Raw genomic sequence first — 1,376 nt, forward strand, 5'->3', positions numbered from 1 at the left:
TCTCCGGGACGTCCGTCTTTCTGACGAGCATATCGTTGGTAGCGACCAGCCAGCCGTTACCGAGCCTTATTGCCCCGGCATCATCTCCAAGGGGCAGATCACCCTGCCTTTTGAGGTGTTTGAGGAACAGCTCGATGACTTCGGATTCCCTCAAGGTTTCACCCCCTGTAAAGCCGCAAATCAGATCTAGCAACTTTTCACAAATCTTACAGTCACGTTTGGCGATTTACCCAGACCTCAAAAACTCCGTTATGCTCCTCTGCCTCCTTTTCTCTTCCTCCGCGAGGGAGACCTCAACGCTCTCAAGCTCGTCTATGGAAGCGTTCTTTATCTCCTCAGGCAGTCTTATCTCGCCGTATTTTCCGCCGCCACCGGGAATCACTATCAGCCTGCCCTCCCGGTAAGCCCATACGGCTTTGGCCACCTCCTCATGAACTCCGGCCAGAGCATCGACCGGGACGTCAACGAGAACCCTTATCTCGCTCCCAAAATCCCTCAGAAAGCGCTCCCAGATAAGCCTCACGGACTTCGTCTCGACGCCCTTTCCGATGACCATCGCTATTATCTCCGCGAGGGGAGCGAGGTGGAGGTAGGGCGGCCTGTCCTTCGGCCTCTCCTCCGTGTCGGCCAGCTCCAGAATCCTGTCCCTTACGCCCTTCTTTATCCTCCCGCCACAGCGGGGACACTTCCAGTGAAAGGCCTTTGCCTCACCGAGGGAGTACTGGGCATAACAGCGCGAGCAGGCCGTAAGGTGGTACTTTCCCAAACGGGGATCGAGGCCCGCGTTGAGGACGATTCTCCTGCCGCTCCGTTTGAGGATGGCTTTCCTGATTTCCTCAAAAGTAACCTCCTCAACCTCGAAGCGGTTGAACTCCCTCCCCAGGCGGTGGGGCATCGGTGAATGGGCGTCGCTGTTGCTGAGGTAGGTGAGTTTATGATGTGCCCGTATCATATCTGCCATCTCGCTGTCGGCGGAGAGGCCAAGCTCGAGGAATTGAACCTTAGCGTTTCCATATGCCTCCTTCAGCGAGTCATACTCCTTGTATAGGCTCGTCCAGGGGGTGAACGCATGCGCCGGTCCGATGAGAACGTCGAGCTCGTTGGCCATATCGGCTATTTCAGCGGCGGAGAGGTTCACGCGCGGTCTCCCCTCGGTTTCTATGTCCCTGGAATACCCTCTCAGCCGTTCCCTCATATCGCGGACGGTCTCTATGCCCGGGAAAATCAGGACGTGGTGAACCCTCCTCTCGTCCTCGACTTCTGTTGTTAGGAGGAACCTGATACCGTTGCGCTCGTAGGTCCCCTCGTCAACCTTTCGGGCGTACCTGAGGAGTTCTCCCTCCCACTTTGGGTTTAGGATATCCCCCGTCCCAACG

General features: G+C 56.8%; 1 protein-coding gene and 1 pseudogene. Both read right to left on the minus strand.

The window, feature by feature from the left end:
- A pseudogene (locus tag MV985_RS09075) lies at positions 1 to 154 on the minus strand (thiamine-phosphate kinase); the annotation flags it as partial.
- 72 nt (positions 155 to 226) lie between these two features.
- Positions 227 to 1,376, minus strand: a 1,150-nt coding sequence (locus tag MV985_RS09080) for a TIGR00375 family protein (RefSeq protein ID WP_297465527.1), incomplete at its 5' end; no start/stop codon positions are given.

The organism is Thermococcus sp., assembly GCF_027012695.1.
Classification (GTDB): domain Archaea; phylum Methanobacteriota_B; class Thermococci; order Thermococcales; family Thermococcaceae; genus Thermococcus.